The 21,013-nt window shown below is 64.5% G+C and carries 12 protein-coding genes; 8 read left to right on the top strand and 4 right to left on the bottom strand.

Annotated features, from left to right (window positions below; translation table 11 throughout):
* The first annotated feature begins 72 nt into the window (after positions 1-72).
* The 3 genes from ACVJGD_RS18815 to ACVJGD_RS18805 all read left to right on the top strand — a co-directional run bounded on the left by ACVJGD_RS18815 (position 73) and on the right by ACVJGD_RS18805 (position 8,080).
* The gene (locus tag ACVJGD_RS18815; RefSeq protein ID WP_456635745.1) at positions 73-6,549 is read left to right on the top strand and encodes an amino acid adenylation domain-containing protein; all 6,477 of its coding nucleotides are present in this window, start codon (positions 73-75) and stop codon (positions 6,547-6,549) included.
* Between the two features lie 125 nt (positions 6,550-6,674).
* Positions 6,675-6,863 (top strand): hypothetical protein, encoded by a 189-nt coding sequence (locus ACVJGD_RS18810; RefSeq protein WP_456635744.1) that lies wholly within the window; start codon positions 6,675-6,677, stop codon positions 6,861-6,863.
* A gap of 191 nt (positions 6,864-7,054) precedes the next feature.
* Positions 7,055-8,080 (top strand): LLM class flavin-dependent oxidoreductase, encoded by a 1,026-nt coding sequence (locus ACVJGD_RS18805; protein ID WP_456635743.1) that lies wholly within the window; start codon positions 7,055-7,057, stop codon positions 8,078-8,080.
* An 18-nt stretch (positions 8,081-8,098) separates the two neighbouring features.
* On the opposite strand, the gene ACVJGD_RS18800 is transcribed toward ACVJGD_RS18805, so the two are convergent.
* The 3 genes from ACVJGD_RS18800 to ACVJGD_RS18790 form a co-directional block, all read right to left on the bottom strand.
* Positions 8,099-8,326 carry a hypothetical protein gene (locus ACVJGD_RS18800; protein ID WP_456635742.1) on the bottom strand — a complete coding sequence of 76 codons (228 nt, stop codon included), beginning with the start codon at positions 8,324-8,326 and terminating at the stop codon, positions 8,099-8,101.
* Positions 8,327-8,435: 109 nt separating this feature from the next.
* On the bottom strand, positions 8,436-9,914 hold the full coding sequence (locus ACVJGD_RS18795; RefSeq protein WP_456635741.1) for a GH1 family beta-glucosidase: 1,479 nt from the start codon (positions 9,912-9,914) through the stop codon (positions 8,436-8,438).
* Positions 9,904-10,917: a glycoside hydrolase family 16 protein gene (locus ACVJGD_RS18790; protein WP_456635740.1), complete on the bottom strand. Its 1,014-nt coding sequence runs from the start codon at positions 10,915-10,917 to the stop codon at positions 9,904-9,906. Before ACVJGD_RS18790 ends, ACVJGD_RS18795 begins: the two co-directional genes overlap by 11 nt.
* Positions 10,918-11,203: 286 nt before the next feature.
* On the opposite strand from ACVJGD_RS18790, the gene pgm reads away from it, so the two are divergent.
* From pgm to ACVJGD_RS18775, 3 genes are read left to right on the top strand one after another with little or no spacing between them, the layout of a single operon-like run.
* Positions 11,204-12,847, top strand: a complete 1,644-nt coding sequence (gene pgm / locus ACVJGD_RS18785; RefSeq protein WP_456635739.1) for a phosphoglucomutase (alpha-D-glucose-1,6-bisphosphate-dependent) — start codon at positions 11,204-11,206, stop codon at positions 12,845-12,847.
* Between the two features lie 18 nt (positions 12,848-12,865).
* Positions 12,866-13,822 (top strand): NAD-dependent epimerase/dehydratase family protein, encoded by a 957-nt coding sequence (locus ACVJGD_RS18780; protein WP_456635738.1) that lies wholly within the window; start codon positions 12,866-12,868, stop codon positions 13,820-13,822.
* On the top strand, positions 13,815-14,693 hold the full coding sequence (locus ACVJGD_RS18775) for a dihydrodipicolinate synthase family protein (protein ID WP_456635737.1): 879 nt from the start codon (positions 13,815-13,817) through the stop codon (positions 14,691-14,693). Before ACVJGD_RS18780 ends, ACVJGD_RS18775 begins: the two co-directional genes overlap by 8 nt.
* A 576-nt stretch (positions 14,694-15,269) precedes the next feature.
* Here ACVJGD_RS18775 and ftsH read toward each other — a convergent pair.
* Positions 15,270-17,108 (bottom strand): ATP-dependent zinc metalloprotease FtsH, encoded by a 1,839-nt coding sequence (gene ftsH / locus ACVJGD_RS18770; protein WP_456635736.1) that lies wholly within the window; start codon positions 17,106-17,108, stop codon positions 15,270-15,272.
* Between the two features lie 258 nt (positions 17,109-17,366).
* Here ftsH and ACVJGD_RS18765 point away from each other — a divergent pair, with 258 nt between their 5' ends.
* Together ACVJGD_RS18765 and ACVJGD_RS18760 are read left to right on the top strand one after the other, a co-directional pair.
* Positions 17,367-18,455 carry a S1C family serine protease gene (locus ACVJGD_RS18765; protein ID WP_456640291.1) on the top strand — a complete coding sequence of 363 codons (1,089 nt, stop codon included), beginning with the start codon at positions 17,367-17,369 and terminating at the stop codon, positions 18,453-18,455.
* Between the two features lie 147 nt (positions 18,456-18,602).
* Entirely contained in the window at positions 18,603-20,930 is a 2,328-nt protein-coding gene (locus ACVJGD_RS18760) for a xanthine dehydrogenase family protein molybdopterin-binding subunit (RefSeq protein ID WP_456635735.1), read from the top strand.
* Positions 20,931-21,013: the final 83 nt, after the last annotated feature.

Below are 21,013 nucleotides of genomic sequence, written 5' to 3'. Positions count from 1 at the left end.
TGCCCGACCTCGGTCTGGACGGATTTGCGAAGTTCGAGAACAATAGCTCAACTCCAGCAAAAAGGCACGTGCTTGTCGGACGTCGCAGCCTCACTGTCGCAGGGATCGGCCGGCAGCAGCACCGGAGGCCAAGCCTTTTCGTGCATCCAAGCCTTTTCGTGCATCGGGGATATCCTCGATTTCTATGCGCGTACGGCGTCCGATCGGACCGCGGTGCTTGCTCCCGGGCGCGGTGGCGCGACCTATGCCGAGCTTGCCGCGCGGACCAATGATACCGTCCGTCAATTGCGCGGGCTCGGCATCGCTCAGGGCGATCGCGTGGCGGTGGTGTTGCCGCGGGGCGTTGATAACGCGCTGGCCCTTGTTGTGGTAGCCACAGCAGCCGTGTGCGTCCCAGTCAATCCGGACCTGACCGGGGACGAACTGCAGCGCTATTTCAGCGAGCTGAAGCTTGCCGCCCTCGTCACTTCTGCGGAAGCGAGCTCGGCAGGCCGGGCGGCTGCGCACGCGTTGGGCGTTCCTGTGATCGACCTCTCGCCCAGGCTGGGCCAGGGCCTCGGCGCTTTCGAATTGGCGGGCTCGGCGGCTGGGCCTGCCATTGTGGGTGGCGCCGCGCGCGGTGACGATGATGCCTTTATCCTCTTGACGTCAGGCACGGCATCTCGCCCTAAGATGGTACCGCTGACACATGCGAGCGTGTGTCTTTCGGCCCACAATGCCGGAGCCGTGCTGGCGCTCGGGCCTCAGGATCGCCTGCTCAACGTGCTGCCGCTGTTTCATGCGCATGGCCTGATATCCGGCCTGCTCACGGCGCTCGCGGCCGGATCGAGCGTGATCTGCACCGCGGGCTTCGATCCCGTGTCCTTCTTCACCTGCCTGAAGGAGCTCAAGCCGACCTGGTACACCGCGGTGCCGACCATCCACCGCGCGCTGCTGTCCGCTTCAGAACATGACACAGAGATGACGCGGGCGTCCTCGCTGCGCGTGATCCGCTCGGCCTCCGCCTCGCTTGCGCCCGCCATCCTGCAAGGATTGGAATCGCGGTTCGGCGTTCCCGTCATCGAGACCTACGGCATGACGGAAGGCGCGTCCCAGATTGCCGCCAATCCTCGCCACCGGCGCAAGCAGGGCTCCGTCGGCGTGCCCGCTGGTCCCGAGATCGCGATCATGGACAACGAAGGCCGGCCGCTGCCGGCCGGCGAGCGCGGCGAGATCATGCTGCGCGGCCCCACCATCAGCAGGGGTTATTACAACGATCCCGAGGCGACCAGATCCGCCTTCCGGGACGGCTGGTTCAGGACCGGTGACCTCGGCTATCTCGACGCGGACGGTTATCTCTTCATCGTCGGCCGCATCAAGGACGTCATCAACCGCGGCGGACAGAAGATCTCGCCTTCCGAAGTGGAAGAGGTGTTGCTGAGCCATCCGGATGTGCTCGAGGCCGGGGCCTTCGGCACTCCGCACCAGAAGCTCGGCGAGACCGTCGCCGCCGCGATCGTGCTGCGGCCGCAGTCCGGCGTGACAGCGCATCAGCTTCGGCAATTCGCGCGGCAGCGGCTCGCCGCCTACAAGGTCCCGAGCCTGATCCGGATGGTGCAGGCGTTGCCGAAAGGCGCAAGCGGCAAGCTCAAGCGAAGCGCGCTTGCCGAGCTGGTGTCGGCTGCGCCGGTAGGCCAGGACACCGCAGGCGGACGTTTGCCTCGTTCCGAGTTGGAGCGGCAACTGGCCGAGATCTGGGCAAGGCTCCTGGAAGTGGAGCAGGTCGGCGTCGATCAGGATGTCTTCGCACTGGGCGCGGATTCGCTTGCTGTGACGCAAATGCTGTCGCGCTTGCGCGAACAATTCGGCACGGATCTGTCGTTCAAGGATATTTTCGACGCGCCGACGGTCGCCGAGCTTGCCGGGCGGCTGCAATCGCGCGCGGCGGATCGCGACATTGCGATGCCGGGATGGCGCAAGACCGTGACGGAGGACGGCCGTGCGCCGCTCTCGTTCCAGCAGCAGCGGATGTACGTGCTCAGTCGGCTGGACCGGACCAAATACAACTACAATGTCGCGGAAGTGGCGCGCCTGTCCGGCCGGCTCGACGTTGCCGCATTCGAGGCTGGTATCGCGGCGCTTTGCGAGCGGCATGAGATCTTGCGCTCGACCTTTTCCGAATGGCTGGGCGAGCCGGTTCAGCGCGCGGATGCCGCAAGGCCGCGGCTCGAACATGTGGACTTGACGCGATGCGTGAAAGGTAAGCGCGAAACGGCGATCCGGCGGGAAGCCTTGAGACTGGCGCACCACCAATTCGACCTCGAACATGAACCGCCGCTCAAAGCCAGGCTGTTGCGCTTCAGTGCGACCGATCATGCATTGGTGATCAACATCCATCACCTCGTCACCGATGGCTGGTCGCAGCGGCTGTTCTGGCAGGAGCTCGAAGCGCATTATGCAGCGAGCCGCGCGGGACGCGTGGCCGCGCTGCCTCCGCTCGCGCTCCAGTATCGCGATTTTGCCGGCTGGCAGCAGGACTGGGCGGCAACGCCGGCGGCGAAGGAGCAGTTGAGCTATTGGCGCAGGCAGCTCGATGGCGTCACCACCCTGCCGCTGCGCACCGATCGCCCGCGTCCACCGATCTGGAGCGGTCGCGGCGCCCGGCATTACGTCGAATTCCCGCAAGGCCTGTCGGCGCGGCTCAGGTCGCTGAGCCAGGCGAAGGGCGTCACACCCTTCATGACGCTGCTCGCGGCGTTTCAATGCCTGCTCCATCGCTACACCGGCCATGAGGACGTCGCGATCGGCTCGCTGATCGCGAACCGCAACCAGATCCAGACCGAACGCCTGATCGGGCTGTTTGCCAATACCGTGATCCTGCGAACCGACTGCTCCGGCGATCTCACCTTCGGCGAACTGCTCTGGCGCGTGCGGCAGGTCACGCTCGATGCCTATCGCAACCAGGATCTGCCCATCGAAGAGGTGTTGCGGGCGCTGCAGGTGTCGCGCAGCCGCGACGGCAATCCGCTATTTCCGGTGATGTTCATCCTGCAGAGCGCTTCGATCGAGGCGGCGACGTTTCCGGGCTTGACAACGCAGCGCCTCGAGGTTGACCCGCAGATTTCGCGCTTCGACATCACGCTCGAGCTGGTCGAGACCGACGGCCGTTTTTCCGGCTTCTTCGAATACAGCACCGACCTGTTCGATGCTTCGACGATCGCAGGAATGGCCGTGCATTTCGAACGGCTCCTGAAAGCAGCCGTTGCCGATCCCGAGGAGAAGATCTCGCGCCTGCCGCTGCTATCGCCATCGGAGCGCCGCCGTGCGCTGGCGGATTGCAGCGGGGTCGAAGCAGATTTCGGCGCCTTCCACGATCTTGCTGAGAGCTTCGACCGGCAGGTCGCGCGTGCGCCGGAAGCGGTCGCGGTCTCCGCAGGTGAGGCGCGTCTTAGCTACCGCGAGCTCGCCGACCGCAGCGCGGCGATCGCCGCGCGGTTCGCGCAGGAGGAAATCGGCGCCGAGACGGTGGTCGCGCTGTTCGCCGAACGAAGCCCGGATTTGCTGGCTGCGATGATTGCGGTACAGCGCGTTGGAGCGGCCTTTCTCTGCCTGGACCCGGCCCTGCCTGCCGCACGGCTCGCCGAGATACTGAAATCCAGCGGCGCGCATTTGATATTGGTCGGAGCGAGCCGCTTCTCGGCATTACAGGAAGTTCTATCCCGCTCGCCCGTTCAGCAGCACATGCCCATTGTTCGTCTTGAAGGTCCGGGCAGCGCCGCCGTCAATCCCGCAAAGCCGGCGCGGCGCGCGCCATCGAATCTCGCCTATGTCATCTACACCTCGGGTTCGTCCGGGACGCCGAAGGGCGTGATGATCGAGCAGCGGGGATTGTCCAATCATCTCGCGTCCCTGATCTCCGAGCTTGGCCTGTCGTCTGCGGACGTCATCGCGCAGACCGCGCCGCAGAGTTTTGTGATCTCGATCTGGCAGTTTCTGGCCGGCCCCATGGTCGGTGCGCGCGTCCACATTTGCGCCGACGAGGTCGTGCGCGATCCCGAACTGCTGGCGCAAGACATCGGGCGGGCAGGGGTGACGGTGCTGCAGATCGTGCCGTCGCTGCTGCGGGTGATCCTCGAACGAACCGACGAAGCGCCGGTGCTGCGCGCCTTCTCCCGCCTGCGCCTCTTGATCTCGACCGGCGAGCCGCTCGCCGTCGATCTCTGCCGCGCCTGGTTTCGGCGGTTTCCCGCTGTGCCGCTGGTCGACGCCTATGGTGCGTCCGAATGCTCCGATGACGTCGCGCTCCATCGCCTCACCGAGCCGCCGACGCTCGCGACCAGCGTTCCGATCGGCCGCCCGTTGCCCAATACGCGCCTCTATGTGCTCGATCCGCACCTGCAACCGGTGCCATCAGGGACTGTGGGTGAACTCTGTGTTGGCGGCGCCGGTGTCGGGCGCGGCTACGTCAATGATCCCGGGCAGACAAGCGCGCGCTTCCTGCGCGATCCGTTTTCGCAAGCCGCGGATGCGCGTCTGTATCGAACCGGTGATCTTGCCCGGCGCCGCGCCGACGGCACGATCGAGTGCCTCGGCCGCATCGACGATCAGGTGAAGATCCGCGGCTATCGGATCGAGCTGAAGGAGATCGAACATGTTCTGCTTGATCATCCGGATATCCGCGCCGCCATCGTCGAGCCGCGCGGTGAAGCCGGTGGCGAGGCCCGGCTGGTCGCGCACATCGTCGCGAGGCCGGGCAGCCGGCCGGATGCCGGTGCGCTGCGCGATGTCCTCAAGAGCAGGCTGCCGGGCTACATGGTGCCCGCGGCTTTCCTGTTCCTCGAACGCATTCCGCTGAACAGCCACGGCAAGGTCGACCGTTCCGCGCTGAGAGGCGCGTACCCATCCGAGCCGACAGCCGCCGGCGCGACGGTGCCGGCGCGGCGCGCCACCGAAAAGACGCTGACCGACATCTGGATCGATCTGCTGAAAGTCCCCGGCATCGGCGTCACCGACAATTTCTTCGACCTCGGCGGCCATTCGCTGTTGGCGGGCCAGGCGATGGCGCGCATCGCACGGGCGTTCGGCGTGTCGTTGCCGATCAAGACGATTTTCGAAGCGCCGACCGTGGAAGAACTCGCGCAGCGCATCGACGATGCGTCGGCAGCGAAACCGCAACAGGTTTTGCCGATCATTCCGGATGTCGCGGAAACGGATTCGCGCCTGCCGTCGATCGCGCAGGCCCAGATGCTCGGCATCGAGCGCGCGCTTCCGGAACTTCCCTTGTTCAACCTGCCGTTTGCACTGCGGCTGCAGGGGCCGCTCGACCCCGCTGCGCTGAAGAAGAGCTTGGGTGAGGTCATGCGCCGTCACGAGTCCTTGCGCACCGCCTTTGGCTGGGATGGCGCCGAGCCTGTGGTCGCGATCGCGCCCCCCGGCAAGCGCGCCGTGTCATTGGACGTCGAAGATCTGACGGCTCGCAGGCCGTCGGCGGGCAAGCGCGTCAGCCAACTGCAATTGAGGAAGGCCAAGCTCCGCGCCGAGCAGGAAGCCCGGACGCCGTTTGACCTGACACGCGCTCCGCTGTGGCGGGCGCGCCTGTTGCGATTGGGCGAGGAAGACCATGTGCTGCTGCTCACGATCCACCATGCCATCGCCGATGGCTGGTCGATCGGAATCCTCTTTGACGAGATCTCGGAGCGCTATGCCGCGCTCCTGGATCGTCGATCGGAACCGGCGCTCGAGCCGGCCTTGCCCTTCTCCGACGTGGCGCGCCGGCAGCGCCGATGGTGTGCCACGGACGCGGCGGAACGGCAGGCCAGCTATTGGAAGGAGAATTTGCGCAGGGCCGCGCCGGTCTTTGGCGATGCTGCCGACGTTGCGCCGGCTCCACCCAGCGATCATCAGCCGGTGCGCCTGTCGGGCGATCTGGTCACAGCGCTGAGCAGCTTTGCGGCCTGCGAGAACGGCACGCTGTTCATGGCGTTGTTGACCGGGCTGAAGACCCTGCTTGTGAGGCAAACCGGCCGCGATGACATTTGCGTTGCCACCGCGATGGCCAATCGCTCCCAGCCTGATACCGAGCGTGTGATCGGACCGTTCGAGAACACCGTGATCATCCGCACCCGCATTGATCCGGGACTTTCGTTCCGCCAAGCATTTTCCCGGGTGCGCGACAGCGTCCTCGAAGCCCATGCCAGGCAGGAATTGCCCTTTAACATCCTTGCCGCGCGACTCGCAGACGCGGGCATCGATCCGGCCTCCCTGATCCAGGTCTACTTCACCTTGCAGAATCCGCTGCGCCAGCCGCTGAAGTTTCCGGATGTGAAGATGCGCACGCTTGGAAGCGCCTACCGCGAAGGACAGCCCGTACTGCCGGTCAATCAGACCTTGCTCTCGCTGATGCTGAAGGAACGGCCGAGTGGCATCACCGGCTCGTGCAGCTACAAGCGCGAACTGTTCGGACACCGCGTGATTCCACAATGGATGGAGGATCTTGTTGTGATCCTCACGCGCGCCGCAGCGCAGCCCAACGCGCCATTGCAGCGTTTGCTCCGTCGCCGCGCCGCGTGAGGCGTGCAGGCGTCAGTCACTCCAGGCTGCAGCACTCAAGAAAACTACCTTGATTATTTGTCGCTTCGCGAGCAACATTGTTTTCGCGCCTGACAAGGGGTCGCGGGAAACCCGGGGTATTTACTATGGGATTTGTTCCGTATCTTGATTTCGATAAGTTGTCGCCCGAGGAAAAGAGAAAACTGCGGGATTTGCTCAAACGCGAGCGGGATCAGCTCAAAGAGGCGTTGGCCCTGACCGAAAAAGGCTTGGCGAAGCTGGGCAAGGCGGCCAAGAAGAAGGCCAAAAAGAAAAAGAAGAAAAAGTCCAGGTAGACGCAGCAAGGCTTAGAGGCCATGCGCGGCTCGGACGCGTATCTCTTTAGGATATCTGTTCGAAACGCCGATGCAGAATTCGCAGCGTGCGCTTCCGGCGGACCGTGCCGGCAGCGCGCGCGTTGCTGTGCGACGCGGTGAGCAGAGATGGATCACCGCGTTTCGCCGCCAGAACCAATCGCTTGCGCGGCATGACCGCGAACAAGCGAAGATCCCGATCGGGTGAGCCGTCGGCGGCGAAGACCGGGCTTCGCGTCTTCCCGGCGGTTTCGCGCAACCGCGATCCCGCAAAATATGCCGACGAGCTGATGCGCATCGCGCATTTCGCCGACCGCAACGGCTTCGAAGGAATCTTGCTGTTCGTCGGCAATGACGTGTTCGTCGAGCCGTGGTCGATGGCCCAGCATATCCTGGCGCTCACGCAGCGTTGCGCGCCGCTGATCGCGGTCAATCCGGTCTATCTGCATCCGTTCACCGCGGCGAAGCTGATCTCCTCCTTTGCGCTGCTCTACGGCCGGAAAGTCTACCTGAACATGATCACGGGGACCGCGCTGAGCGATCTGCATGGGCTCGGCGACGAGCGGTCCCATGCCGAGCGATATGCAAGACTCGGCGAATTCATTGCCGTGGTGCGGCAGTTGCTTGCGAGCACGCGGCCCCTCAGCTTTCGGGGCAGGTTCTACACCACGAACAATCTGCAGATCTGGCCGCGCCTGCCGGCGGAATTGATGCCGGAATTCTTGATTGCCGGCCAATCGGACGATGCCCGCCGCGTGGCGGCGGAGATGCAATGCCTGATGATGCAGATGCTTCCGCCCGATCTCGAGCAGGGGATCAGGGCTCCCGGATTGAATTTCGGGATCTTTGCCAGGGAAGACCGCGAGGAGGCGAGACGGGCCGCAAAACTTCGATTTCATGACAGCGACGACAATCGCGAATTGTTCAAGCTGACGATGGAGAACACCGATTCCATCTGGAAGCGGCGGCTTGGCGATGATGAGCAGGATGGCGCGCTCCACGACAACGGCTATTGGCTGCTGCCCTTCCTGACCTTCCAGGCGGATTGCCCGTATCTCGTCGGCAGCTACGCCGAAATCGGCGCGAAGCTGCGCAGCTTCGCCGAGCGGGGCGTCCGCAACATCATCCTCGACGTGGTCGCCGACGAGCAGGAACTCGAGCACATCCGCAAAGCGCTCGCATCGAGCGGCGTGTTTTGACGGCGCATTGACCACCGCTCACTCGGTCGGACGCCGCCCGGTGCGCGGGTTGAGCGGGGCGGTCGGCGGTCGCCGCAGCGCCTCGGGCAGGAACGGCTCGTCCGGCGCGGGCGAAGGATCGGCGCGGACGTCGGCCGCGGTCTGTGCCCGTTCATGCGGGCTTTGATTGTCCCTGAACTTGCGCTTCACGTCGACGCCGCTGACGGGATCATTGACGCCGTGCTGGATGTCTCTGGTGTCCGTCATGATGTTCCTCTCGGAAGAATCGGCGCTTCCAGTTAAGAACGCCCGCAGTCACCCGCAGTTCCTTTTGGTTCCATGCCGCAGCCGCGATTGAGGTGCCAGGGCGTTCGCCTCACACCCCGATCGCGTTCTTCGCCACCACGTCGCGGTAGAATTCTGCGCTCAGTTTCGGCACGCGCGCTTGCGTCTCGAAGTCCACGCGGTAGAGCCCGAAACGCTTCTCATAGCCGAAGATCCACTCGAAATTGTCCATCAGGCTCCAGAGGAAATAGCCGCGTACCGGGACGCCCTCCGATGTCGCGCGCTGGAGCTGCGTCAAATAGTTGCGCAGATACATGATGCGGTCGAGATCGTAGACCTTGCCATCGGCCATAAGCTTATCTTCGGACGAGGTGCCGTTCTCGCTGATAAAGATATTCTCGATGTTCCAGATCTTCGCGGCGAGCCTTGGCGCCCAATAGATCGTCTCCGGGCCGACCCGCAGCCATTCCGAATTCATGTGCGGGAACGAGGTCGGGAACGGCAGCACGTTGAAATGCGGCTTGCGGTCCGACGCGGTGATGTAGAATTGCGGCGCGTAGATATTGAGCCCGACGAAATCGGTCGGCGAAGCAATGATCTTCAATTCCTCGGCCGTGAATTTGGGCGCGTTGGCGCCGGCATATTCGAGGAAGCCGTCGGTGTATTTGCCCTCCAGGATCACGCCGAGGAAGCCCGCGTTCAGTTCGCGCGTGGCGATCTCGGCGGCACGGATGTTTTCCGGCGTCGCGATCGCGGGCACACAGGCTGCGATGTTCTCGGCGACGCCGACCTTGGTGCCGGCGCGGCCCTTGGCGCGGATCGCCTGCACCGCAAGCCCATGGCCGAGCGCGACATGATGGCGGACCTGGTTCAATGGCGCCGTCGGCAGTTTGAGGCCAGGGGCGTCGATGCCCCAGCCATAGCCGAAATTGACGAAACGGCCCGCCTCGTTGACGGTGAAGATGTTCTTCACCCGGTCGGTGATGCGCTCCGCCACATAGGCGGCGTAGTCGCCGAACGCCTTTGACGTTTCGCTCGATTGCCAGCCGCCGATGCGATCCTGCAGCGCTTGCGGCAGGTCCCAGTGATAAAGCGTGGCGTAGGGCTCGATGCCGTTCGCGAGCAATTCGTCGATCAGGCGATTGTAGAAGTCGAGCCCTTTCGGATTCGGCTGGCCGGTGCCTTCCGGAAACACCCGCGGCCAGGCGATCGAGAAGCGGTAGGCCTTGACGCCGAGATCCCTGATCAGCGCCACGTCCTCCTTGTAGCGGTGATAGTGCTCGTTGGCGCGGTCGCCATTGCTGTTGTCCTCGATCTTGCCGGGCGTGTGGCTGAATGTGTCCCAGATCGAGCGGCCGCGGCCGTCCTCGTTGACGGCGCCCTCGATCTGGTAGGACGACGTCGCGGTGCCCCAGACAAAGCCGGCGGGAAAAGGTCCGGGCGCGTGCGGGTCGGCGGCTACGGCCGGCGTCACGTTGCCCTCTGCCGCGACTGCGGGCGTCGCCGCCATGCCGAGCGCGGAAATGCCCGCAAGCTTGGCGAAATGCCGGCGCGAAAATCTACCGAACATCGGTCTCTCCGGTCGGGTTGGCATCGATCTGGTAGGTCGAGATCCGATCGATCTCGAAGGCGACGTCTTGGGGCGAACTGGTATCGACGAAGCCGACGCCGAGAAAGAATTTCGATCCCATTGCCAGATTGACGATCATGTACATGGGATCGTCGTATCCGATGGGGACCTTGATATCGGACACCGGCTTGCGGTCGATGAAGTAGATCAGCCGATCCTCTTCCCACAGCACACCGTAATTGTGGAATTCGGATTCTGCGCCGGGCACGGTGAAATCGAACCCGCAGGACTGGATGCGCTGGCTCGACGGAATCCGCCAATGCGTCGTCATCACGACGTCGCCGGGCCGCTCGCCCCGACCTTCCACGACGTCGACTTCCGGGGGCCAGCCGCCATCGTCGGCGAGCATCCAGAACGCCGGCCACACGCCACGGCCGATCGGGATCTTCGCGCGGATTTCGAAATAGCCGTACTTCTGCGAGAACTTGCCCTGTGTCGTCAGGATGCCCGAGATGTATTCATTGTCGAACAGCGCCGGCTTCAGGTCGGGCGGCGTGCGGCTGGCGACGATCGACAGCACGCCATTGTGGACCCTGAACGGGTCAAGTCCCAGCGGAGTGTTCATTCTGCCGCCATAGCGGGGATCGACATAGATCTGCTGCTCGCCATTGGCGCTGGTCTTGCGTTTGAAGTCGGAGCCGTCGCCGCCCCAGTAGCGGGCCTCCGGCCACGCCGCGCCGCCAGCATAATGCGGCACCCACCTTCCGTCCGCCAGCGGATGTTCGTTGAAATCGTCGCTGAAGGTCCGGTGCAGGGGCAGGAAGGCGAGTGACGTGGCCGGCTGATCTTCGACGCGACGGCACTCGGTGGTCGTGGGCTCGGTGGTCACCTGCAAGGTGAGCGCTGCCGGCGCCGCTTCGAGATCGTCCTGGGCCAGGGCGGGCGCCGTCACGGCGACATAACCGATCGCGAGCAGAACTCTCGGGGTCAATTCGCCGATCATCTCCGGCCTGCAACGGTGGATTAATCCACGTTAACCTTTCGTGCCGCCGCCGGGCAAGACGTTGGGGTGCGGCATACGGGCCACCGTACGGGAATGTGACGGATCAGTGATCCGGCGCCGGGAAGGCCCAATGATCTGATCGGCCTGTTCGGAGACGCTCGAGTTCGACCATGAAAAGATTGCGGATGCCCGCAGCCCGCTGCAGCCGCGCGGCATAACGCTTTGCCTGCAACCGGCTCGCCCCTATAGTGATGTCTCAAAGACAGCATTGGTCCTGAGAGGTCACGTGACTGCACCAAATCCTGCAGCAGGCAAGCCGGTCGATCCCGCTTCGCTTGCAAACATCCCGCGGCTCGTCACGGCGTATTTTGCATCAAAGCCCGATCCAGCCGACGCTACGCAACGGGTCTCCTTCGGAACATCGGGTCATCGCGGTTCCTCGCTGCGAAATTCGTTCAACGAGGATCATATCCTCACGACGACGCAGGCGATCTGCGACTATCGCCGCGAGGTCGGGCTGACCGGGCCGCTCTTCATCGGCATCGACACCCATGCGCTGGCCGAGCCGGCGCTGGCGAGCGCGGTCGAGGTGTTCGCCGCGAACGGCATCGAGATCATGATCGACGAGCGCGGCGGCTACACGCCGACGCCGGTCATCTCGCACGCGATCCTGACCTACAACAAGGGCAAGACCTCCGGCCTTGCGGATGGCGTTGTCATCACGCCGTCACACAATCCACCGGAAGACGGCGGCTACAAATATAACCCACCGCATGGCGGACCCGCCGATACCGACGTCACCGGCATCATCGAGAAGAACGCCAACCGTTATCTGGAAGCCGGGCTGAAAGGCGTCGCGCGGATGGCTTACGAGCGCGCACGCAAGGCGCCGTCGACGCACTTTTATGATTACATCACGCCCTACGTCGCCGATCTCGCCAACATGGTCGACCTGGCGTTGGTCAAATCCGCCGGCGTCAGGATCGGCATCGATCCGCTCGGCGGCGCGGCGGTGCATTTCTGGCAGCCGATCATCGAGCGCTACGGGATCAACGCCAGCGTGGTGAACGATGCGGTCGATCCGACCTTCCGCTTCATGACCGCGGATTGGGACGGCAAGATCCGCATGGATTGCTCCTCGCCCTACGCGATGGCGAGCCTGATCCAGATGCGCGAGAAGTTCGATGTCGCGTTCGCCAACGACACCGATGCTGATCGGCATGGCATCGTGACGCGCTCGAACGGCTTGATGAACCCGAACCACTTCCTCGCCGTGTCGATCGCCTATCTGTTCAGCCAACGCCCGCAATGGAACGCGAGCGCCGCGATCGGCAAGACCATCGTCTCCTCCTCGATCATCGACCGGGTGGCCAGGAAGCTTGGCCGCAAGCTGGTGGAGACGCCGGTCGGCTTCAAATGGTTCGTCGAGGGTCTCGGCAGCGGTGCATTCGGTTTCGCGGGCGAGGAGAGCGCCGGCGCTTCGTTCCTGAAGCGCGACGGCTCGGTGTGGACCACCGACAAGGACGGCATCATCCTGGGGCTGCTTGCCGCGGAAATGATCGCCAAAACGGGTCGCGACCCGAGTCATCTGTTCGCCGATCTCACCGCCGAGCTCGGCGTGCCTTTCTATGAGCGTACCGACGTTGAGGCGACGCCGAAGCAGAAGAGCGCGCTCAAGGCCGTGGGTCCGGAGCAGCTCAACATGAAGGAGCTTGCCGGCGAGCCGGTGCGCGCGGTCAGGACCAAGGCGCCGGGCAACGACCAGTCGTTCGGCGGCATCAAGGTCGAGACCGAGTCCGGGTGGTTCGCGGCGCGGCCGTCGGGCACTGAGGACGTCTACAAGATCTACGCCGAGAGCTTCCGCGGAGAGGATCACCTGAAGCGGATCCAGAGCGATGCGCAGGCGGCGATCGCGAAGGTTTTTGGATAGGGGCCTGCCGTCATCGCCATGCGTATTCTGCTCACCGGTTCCTCCGGCTGGCTGGGGCGCTTCCTCGCGCCGAGACTGCGGCAAGCCGGCCATCACGTGATCGGCCTCGATATCGTCGCGGGCGAGGCGACCGACGTGGTCGGATCGGTTGCCGACCGCGCGCTCGTCGAGCGGGTGTTCGCCGATCACGGCATCGAGGCCGTGATCCATGCGGGCGCCCTGCACAAGCCCGATATCGCGCGCTTTTCGCCGCAGGCTTTTGTCGACGTTAACGTATCAGGCACGCTCAACCTGCTGCAGGCGGCCGTCGCCGCGCGCCACGAGCGCTTCATCTTCACCTCGACGACGTCGCTGATGATCTCGCAGGCGATCAGGGAAGGCGAGGGACGTGCCGCGGTGTGGCTCGACGAGACGGCGGGGGCGCTCGAGCCGCGCAACATCTACGGCGTCACCAAGCTCGCTGCCGAGGGGCTCTGCCGCATCTATAGCCGCGAGCACGGGCTGAACTGTGCCGTGCTGCGCACCAGCCGCTTCTTTCCCGAGGAGGACGACAGCGAACGGGGCCTCGAAGGCGAGAATCTCAAGGCGAACGAGTTTCTGCACCGCCGCCTCACCGTCGAGGACGCCGCAGACGCGCATCTGGCGGCGCTCGACAGGGCCAAGGGCTTCGAGATCTTCATCATCAGCGCGCCGCCGCCGTTCGCGCCGGCCGAGACTGAGGCGCTGAAATCGGATGCAGCCAGCGTGATCGTGCGCCATTTCCCTGAAGCGGCCGCGCTCTACGCCAGGCGAAATTGGCGGTTGCCGCGCAGCATTGGCCGCATCTACGATCCCGCCAAAGCCGAGCGTTTGCTCGGATTCCGCGCCCGGACTGATTTCGCCGAAGTGCTCGAGAGCTTGCGCCGCGGCGCGCCGCTTCCCTTCGCGCACGATCCCGACTATGTCTCGCCGTCCACGAGGTTGCAGCATGGCTGATTTCCACGGCGTCTTTCCCTATCTGGTCTCGCCGCTCGATCCCGCCGGCCATATCCGCAGCGAGGTGCTGGGCCGGCTATGCGACGACCTGATCAAGGCGGGCGTGCACGGACTGACGCCGCTCGGCTCGACCGGTGAATTCGCCTATCTCAACAATGCGCAGCGCGCGCAGGTGGTGCAGACGACCATCGAAGCCGCGAATGGCCGCGTGCCGGTCGTAGCCGGCGTCGCCTCGACCTCGACGGCGGATGCGGTCGCGCAGGCCAGGGCCTATCAGAAGCGCGGCGCTGCGGGGATTCTCGCGATCCTCGAAGCCTACTTCCCGCTGCCGGATGCGCAGGTCGAATCCTACTTCCGCGCCATTGCGGATGCGGTCGATATTCCGGTGGTGATCTACACCAATCCGCAATTCCAGCGCTCGGATCTGACGCTCGACGTCATCGAGCGGCTCGCCGCCCATCCCCGCATCGGCTACATCAAGGATGCCTCGACCAACACCGGCCGGCTGTTGTCGATCATGAACCGCTGCGGCGACAACATCAAAGTGTTCTCGGCCTCTGCCCATATTCCGGCGGCGGTGATGCTGATCGGCGGCGTGGGATGGATGGCGGGCCCGGCCTGCATCATCCCGCGGCAGAGCGTCGAGCTCTACAATCTCTGCCGGCGCGATCGCTGGGACGAGGCGATGGCGCTGCAACGAAAGCTCTGGCGCATCAACGAGGCCTTCGCCCGTTTCAACCTCGCTGCCTGCATCAAGGCCGGCCTCTCGATTCAGGGCTACGACGTCGGCGACCCCATCCCGCCACAGGCGCCGCTGACCGACGATCAGCGCAAGATGGTGGAAGCCGCGCTGCAAGAGTTGGACTCGTAGATGCCGTAAGGTGGACAAAGGCGTCTGCGCCGTCCCACCATTTCACGTCCCGCTCGCGACGGTGGGCACGCTACGCTCCGCACGTAACCTCAACGCTGCGTGAAGGCAGGGACGAGCGAGGTTATCGCGCTGGATTGAAAGAGCGTGATGAAAACGTTCGCTTTAAGCAGTCAAGTGCCTCCCCACCTTTGCAGTGAGATACAATTGGAAAGGAATCAGCCATGAAGCTCGCAGCAATCACGCTGGCAACTGCACTTGCTCTCTCGAGCACGGCGGCACTGGCGCAAACAACGCCGCAAACAGCCGGAACTGCCGGCTACGGGTCGGTCGTCGGACCATCAGTGGGATCGTATTATTGGCCGTCGGTAGGCTCGACAGACGCAGTTCCTACCTGGAGGAACACGACAAACGCCGGGCCTCTGCCCGGTCGCCTGCAGTCGGGTAACGCGACCGTCGGTGCTTCCGCGGTTCGCAGGTAGCTACCGTAGGGTGGGCAAAGCGAAGCGTGCCCACCATTTCTCGCTCAGCTCGTGATGGTGGGCACGCTTCGCTTTGCCCACCCTACAAATCCACATCTCACACCGCGCGTAGGCCCTCCGGCGCTTCGCGGATCAGCGCCTCCAGGTCGCGCTGCTCCAGGGTCTCCTTTTCCAGCAGCTTCTTCGCCGCGCGATCGAGCACTGCGCGCCGCGCGCTCAGGATGCCCTGGGTACGCTGGAACACGCGCTCGACGATGTCGCGCACCTCGTGGTCGACCACGGCCGCGGTCTCTTCCGCATAATCGCGTTCCGGCATCGGGTAGGGCCGGTCGGCGCCAGCCAGGAAATTGCCGGGCTCGCGGTCATAGGCGATGCTGCCAAGTTTTTCCGACATGCCGTAACGCGTCACCATGCTGCGCGCGATGTCGGTCACCCTGCGCAAATCGTCGGCCGCACCGGTGGAGAGATGGTCGAACACGATCAACTCGGCGACGCGGCCGCCGAGCAGCACCGCCATCTTGTTCTCCAGTTCCTCCTTCGTCATCAGGAAGCGATCCTCGATCGGACGCTGGATGGTGTAGCCGAGCGCGCCGACGCCGCGCGGGATGATCGAGACCTTGTGCACGGGATCAACGCCCGGCAGCGACAGCGCTACCAGCGCATGGCCCATCTCGTGATAGGCGACGATCTCGCGCTCCTTCGGGTTGAGCAGCCGGTTGCGCTTTTCGAGCCCGGCCACCATGCGCTCGATCGCATTGTTGAAGTCGCTCATGGTGACGGCGTCGCCGCCGCGGCGCGTCGCCAGCAGCGCGGCCTCGTTGACGAGGTTGGCGAGATCCGCGCCGGTGAATCCCGGCGTCAGCGCCGCGACCGCCTCGGGGTCGACGCCGGGCGCCAGCTTCACCTTCTTGATGTGGACGTTGAGGATCTCGGTGCGCCCCTTCTTGTCCGGACGGTCGACCAGCACCTGACGGTCGAAGCGGCCGGCGCGGAGCAGCGCGGGATCGAGGATTTCCGGCCGGTTGGTGGCGGCGAGGATCACGAGGCCGGAGCGCGAGTCGAAGCCGTCGAGTTCGACCAGGAGCTGGTTCAATGTCTGCTCCTTTTCGTCATGGCCGCCGGCGAACGGGCCGATGCCGCGGGCGCGGCCGAGCGCATCGAGCTCGTCGATGAAGATGATCGCGGGCGCCTTCTGGTGCGCCTGCTGGAACAGGTCGCGCACGCGCGCGGCACCGACGCCGACGAACATCTCGACGAATTCGGAGCCGGAGATCGAGAAGAACGGCACCTTGGCCTCGCCGGCAACGGCCTTGGCGAGCAGCGTCTTGCCGGTGCCGGGCGGGCCGACCAATAGCACGCCCTTAGGCATGCGGCCGCCGAGCCGGCCGTATTCGGTCGGGTTCTTGAGGAAATCGACCACCTCGCGCAGTTCGTCCTTGGCTTCGTCGACGCCGGCGACATCGCTGAAATTCACGCCGGTATCGGCTTCAACGTAGATCTTGGCCTTGCTCTTGCCGATCGCCATAAGCCCGCCGCCGAGGCCTCCGCCTTGCGCGGCGCGCCTGGCGATGAACCACCACAGACCGAAGAACAAAAGCACCGGCATGACCCACGAGAGGAGATCGCGCAGGAATGTGCTCTCGATCTGCCCGGTGAAGCGGACATTATATTTCTCGAGTTCTTGCGCGACCTCCGGATCGACGCGCGTGGTGATGAACTGCTTCTGTCCGCCAGGGAGCGGCCCCTTCAGGGTGCCCTGAAGCGTGCGGTCGGAGATGCCGACGCTCTCGATCTTCCCCTCGCGCAGCAATTGCTGATACTCGCTATAGGGGATAACGGCGATCTTGCTGGCGCTGACATAGACGTACTGAACAAGCAGGATGCCGAATATCGCCGCAATCGCATATCCGACATTGAAGCGCATCTTGTTGTTCATGACCGCCCTCCGATCAACACCGATATGGGCCGCTCCAAGCGTCGGTCCGATGGCCTTGGACGTGCCCCCGAGCGGGCAGCCGACACTCTGACACTACGGAACAACTAGCGCGCGGCGGCCGGGTTTCAACCCTCAGCGCGACAAATGGCGCCGGGTTGCCAGTGCGGAAAAAGCGCACCAGTGCGACGCTGTGGTAAGTTCGCGTACCAGAAACCTCCGGCCAATTGTGGCGTTTGTTGCCGCGGAGATCCGATGCCGATGAATCGTCGCTATCTTGTTGTTCTCGCTGTGGTCGCGGCCATTCTGGCGGCTTTGACCGTCAGCAATATTCGCAACGCGCCGTGGACCAGCTCGGCCGCCCGCTCGGTGGAGCAGCGTGGCCCGCTCTCCGATGCCGAGCGCGCCAATATCGAGATTTTCGAGCGGGTCTCGCCCTCGGTCGTGCAGGTGGCCGCACAGTCTGCCGCCAATCCGCTCAGCGAGGAGTCGGAAGGCGGCGGATCATCCGGGACCGGATTTGTCTGGGACAATGACGGCCATGTCGTCACCAATAATCACGTCGTGGAGGAGGCAAGCGCGCTCGCGATCCGCTTTGCCTCGGGCGAGGTAGCGCGCGCCGAGCTTGTCGGCACCGCGCCGAATTACGATCTGGCGGTGCTGCGGATCAGGAGCGCGCGCACGCTGCCGCCGCCGGTTGCGATCGGCAGTTCTTCCGATCTCAAGGTCGGCCAATTTGCCTTCGCGATCGGCAATCCCTTCGGGCTCGACCAATCGATGTCCAGTGGCATCATCAGCGCGCTCAAGCGGCGGCTTCCGACCTCCACCGGACGCGAGATCGCCAACGTGATCCAGACCGACACCGCGATCAATCCCGGCAATTCCGGCGGTCCGCTGCTCGATTCCGCCGGAAGGCTGATCGGCGTGACCACGGCGATCCTGTCGCCGTCCGGATCGAACGCCGGCATCGGCTTTGCCGTCCCGGTCGACATCGTCAACCGCGTGGTCCCCGAACTGATCCGCAATGGCCGCGTGCCGACGCCGGGCATCGGCATTGTCGCCGCGAGCGAGGCAGTTGCCACTCGGTTGGGCACCGAAGGGGTGATCGTCGTGCGCACCGCGCCCGGTTCTCCGGCAGAGCGCGCCGGAATCCGCGGCGTCGATCTTGCCTCCGGCAATCTGGGCGACGTCATCACCGCGGCCGACGGCAAGCCGGTCCACCGCCTCTCCGACCTGACCGATCAGCTCGAGCAGATCGGCGCCGGGAAGACGGTGCGGATCAGCCTGAAGCGCGGCTCGGAGACGCGCGATGTCAATGTCGACATCGTCGATATCGGCCGCACGCAATAAAATTCCTGTCATCGCTCTGCGAGTGGTCATCCATCCTTCTCATGCGCGGGCGGGATGGCGCGTCTGCTCTCGTCCGCGGTCGGTTGTCTCGCGGCAAAAATCCGCTAAAACGCGCCCCACCCCAAGAAGACTTTGAAGGACGGACTGATGAATATTCTTCCCGGCAATTTGCGTTTCGGTGCGGGCCAGCCGGTCAAGCGTTTGGAAGACCAGAGACTGCTCACCGGGAAGGGACAGTTCATCGACGACAAGCCGGAAGACGGCGCGTTGTGGCTGCATGTGCTGCGCTCGCCGCATGCCCACGCCAGGATCGTTTCGATCGATGCCAAGGCGGCCAAGGAGATGCCGGGCGTCGAGGCGGTCTATACCGGCGCCGATCTCGTGGCCGATGATGTCGGTACCATTCCGACGCTTGCGATCTTCAAGCGGCCGGACGGCTCGCCGATGACGGTGCCGCCGCGCCGCCTGCTCGCGCATGAAGTGGTGCGCTTTGCCGGTGAGCCGGTGGCGGTTGTGGTCGCCACGTCTCGCGTGCTGGCGCAGACCGCATCCGAAGCGATCGTGGTCGATTACGACGTGCTGCCCTCGGTGGTCGATCCGGTCGAGGCGATCAAAACAGGCGCGCCATTGGTGTGGCCGGAAGCGCCCGACAACATTGTTGCCGCCATGAGCTATGGCGACGCCGCCAAGGTCGAGGAAGCCTTTGCAAGAGCGGACCACGTGGTCTCGCTCGACCTCGTCAGCCAGCGCCTCGTGCCGTCGGCGATGGAGCCGCGCTCGACCATCGCCGAGATCGAGAAGAAGACCGGTCGCCTGATCCTGCATGTGCAATCGCAAACCCCGGGCTCGACCCGCGACGTGCTGGCGGATGCGGTCCTGAAGCGGCCGAAGGAGAGCATCCGCGTGCTGGTCGGCGATATCGGCGGCGGCTTCGGCCAGAAGACCAACCTCTATCCGGAAGACGGCATCGTCGCCTATGCCGCCACCAAGCTGAACAAGAAGATCCGCTGGCGCGGCGACCGCACCGACGATTTCGTCGGCGGCACCCATGGCCGCGACCTCACCTCGACCGGCCAGTTCGCGCTCGACGCCAAGGGCCGCGTGCTGGCCTATCGCGTGCGCTCGATCGGCGGCACCGGCGCCTATTCCTCCGGCGCCGGCAACATCATTCCGCTGGTGCTGGGGCCGTTCGTGCAGACCGGCGTCTACGATCTGCCGCTGGTGCATTTCGAAGTGAAGTCGGTGATGACCCACACCGCGCCGGTCGGCGCCTATCGCGGCGCGGGCCGGCCGGAAGCGGTGTTCATCGTCGAGCGGCTGTTCGACGCCGCGGCGCGCCAGATCGGCATGGATCCGCGCACCATCCGAAAAGTGAACTACATCAAGCCGGCGCAACTGCCCTACACCAATGCGGTCGGCCAGGTCTATGACTCCGGCGCCTTCGCGCACATGCTGGAGCGCGCTTCGGATCTCGCCGATTGGAACGGCTTTACCGCGCGCAAGAAGGCGGCGAAGAAGAAGGGCCTGCTCTATGGCCGCGGATTGACCAGCTATATCGAATGGACCGGCGGCCGCGCCCACACCGAAAAGGTCAGCCTGCATGCGACCGCGGAGGGCCGCATCATCCTGCATTCCGGCACCATGGCGATGGGGCAGGGCCTGCAGACGACCTACACCCAGATGATCTCGGACACGCTCGGCATTCCCCTCGACAAGATCGACGTTGTGCAGGGTGACACGGATTTGGCCACCGGTTTCGGCAGCGTCGGCTCGCGCTCGCTGTTCGTCGGCGGCACGGCTGTCGCGGTCTCGACCAACGACATGATCAACAAGGCGCGCGAAAAGGCCTCAAATGCGCTCGAGGCGTCCGTCGAGGACATCGAGTATCGCGACGGTTTCCTCACCGTGGTCGGCACCGACAAGCGCGTCAGCCTGTTCGAGATCGCCAAGAAGGAAAATGGCGCGCGCCTCTCTGTCGAGAGCCAGGGCGAGGTCGACGGCCCGAGTTGGCCCAACGGCACGCATATCTGCGAGGTCGAGATCGATCCGGAGACTGGCGTCACTCGTGTGGTGCGCTACACCACGGTCGACGACGTCGGCATCGCCGTTAACCCGATGCTGGTGACGGGGCAGATTCACGGCGGCGTCGCGCAAGGCATCGGGCAGGCGCTCTATGAGGGCGTCGCCTACAGCGAGGAAGGCCAGCTCCTGACCGCGACCTATCAGGACTATTGTGTGCCGCGCGCGGCCGACGTGCCGCCGATCGTGGTGACGCTCGATCCGTCGGCGCCGTGCAAGACCAATCCGCTTGGCGCCAAAGGCTGCGGCGAATCCGGCGCGATCGGCGGCCCGCCCTGCATCACCAACGGCGTGATGGACGCGCTGAGCGAACTCGGCATTTCCCAGCTCAATACACCGCTGACGCCGGCAAAGATCTGGAAAGCGATCCAGGACGCCAAGGCGACGCAGGCCTAGGCTCTCTCCCCGTCATTCCGGGATGCGCCCTCTTGGGCGCAGGCCCGGAATCCATCGGGCCGCCTTCACCAGCGGTGAAATGG

The organism is Bradyrhizobium sp. USDA 10063 (genome assembly GCF_054063735.1).
Note: the sequence above shows the minus strand (reverse complement) of the source record. Positions and strands in the feature narration are given on the sequence as shown.

Coding starts and splice junctions, on each gene's coding strand:
- ACVJGD_RS18810 (WP_456635744.1), top strand. CDS start 6,675: ATGGGATTTGTTCCGTATCTTGATTTCGATAAGTTGTCGCCCGAGGAA.
- ACVJGD_RS18805 (WP_456635743.1), top strand. CDS start 7,055: ATGACCGCGAACAAGCGAAGATCCCGATCGGGTGAGCCGTCGGCGGCG.
- ACVJGD_RS18800 (WP_456635742.1), bottom strand. CDS start 8,326: ATGACGGACACCAGAGACATCCAGCACGGCGTCAATGATCCCGTCAGC.
- ACVJGD_RS18795 (WP_456635741.1), bottom strand. CDS start 9,914: ATGTTCGGTAGATTTTCGCGCCGGCATTTCGCCAAGCTTGCGGGCATT.
- ACVJGD_RS18790 (WP_456635740.1), bottom strand. CDS start 10,917: ATGATCGGCGAATTGACCCCGAGAGTTCTGCTCGCGATCGGTTATGTC.
- ACVJGD_RS18780 (WP_456635738.1), top strand. CDS start 12,866: ATGCGTATTCTGCTCACCGGTTCCTCCGGCTGGCTGGGGCGCTTCCTC.
- ACVJGD_RS18775 (WP_456635737.1), top strand. CDS start 13,815: ATGGCTGATTTCCACGGCGTCTTTCCCTATCTGGTCTCGCCGCTCGAT.
- ftsH (WP_456635736.1), bottom strand. CDS start 17,108: ATGAACAACAAGATGCGCTTCAATGTCGGATATGCGATTGCGGCGATA.
- ACVJGD_RS18765 (WP_456640291.1), top strand. CDS start 17,367: ATGAATCGTCGCTATCTTGTTGTTCTCGCTGTGGTCGCGGCCATTCTG.
- ACVJGD_RS18760 (WP_456635735.1), top strand. CDS start 18,603: ATGAATATTCTTCCCGGCAATTTGCGTTTCGGTGCGGGCCAGCCGGTC.